This is a genomic window from Marinimicrobium sp. C2-29 (genome assembly GCF_038419845.1).
In the GTDB taxonomy this organism is placed as follows: Bacteria; Pseudomonadota; Gammaproteobacteria; order Pseudomonadales; family Cellvibrionaceae; genus Marinimicrobium.
Map to the genome: position 1 here is coordinate 1 of NZ_JBCAQT010000050.1, position 557 is coordinate 557.

Annotated in this window: 1 pseudogene; it reads right to left on the reverse strand. The window is 54.6% G+C overall.

Annotated elements, in window-relative coordinates:
• Nucleotides 1–557, reverse strand: a pseudogene (locus AAE484_RS17425) (hypothetical protein); the annotation flags it as partial.

A 557-nucleotide genomic window follows, 5' to 3' on the forward strand; every position in this document is an offset into this window, starting at 1 on the left:
GCGATCTCTGAGAAACCCTTATCCTTGTAAAAGTCCTCGATGGTGTACCAAAACGGAAGCTTTTTTAGGGCTTTAAGCAGCTGTTTCGCTGTCAATCTATTACGTGCTGCCAGGCTGATCGCGTTACCCAACAGCAGCTCGATGTTTTTTCCTGAAAATCCCTCGCTGGTTTTGTAATAGCGCTTGTAGTCGCTTTCATGGAGCAGGCTTTGCACTTGGGTCTGCACCCTCACGTCCCGGGCCAGCAGGGTCCACATGGGGTGGAAGTAGCCGGGGCGGTGAAGGAATTTGAAGGCGTCCAGACCATAGCGCCAGAGGCCGTCCAGGTGAGGGGCGAGGCCGGCATAGGATTTAAAATAGGGGGTTTCGCCTTTAACGGTGGTCCCTTCGGAGAACTGTTGCACGACGGAGTGGTGATAGCGCAGCTCAATACGCCAGACCGGTTTATCGGAGTCGTAGTTATAGGGGGCGTCCTCAAAGGGATTGTCGCGGCGGGTCCAGACGGTGCGCCAGTAGTCCAGCTTGTCGGTGGCTTTGGCCTGGATGGATTTGTTGTA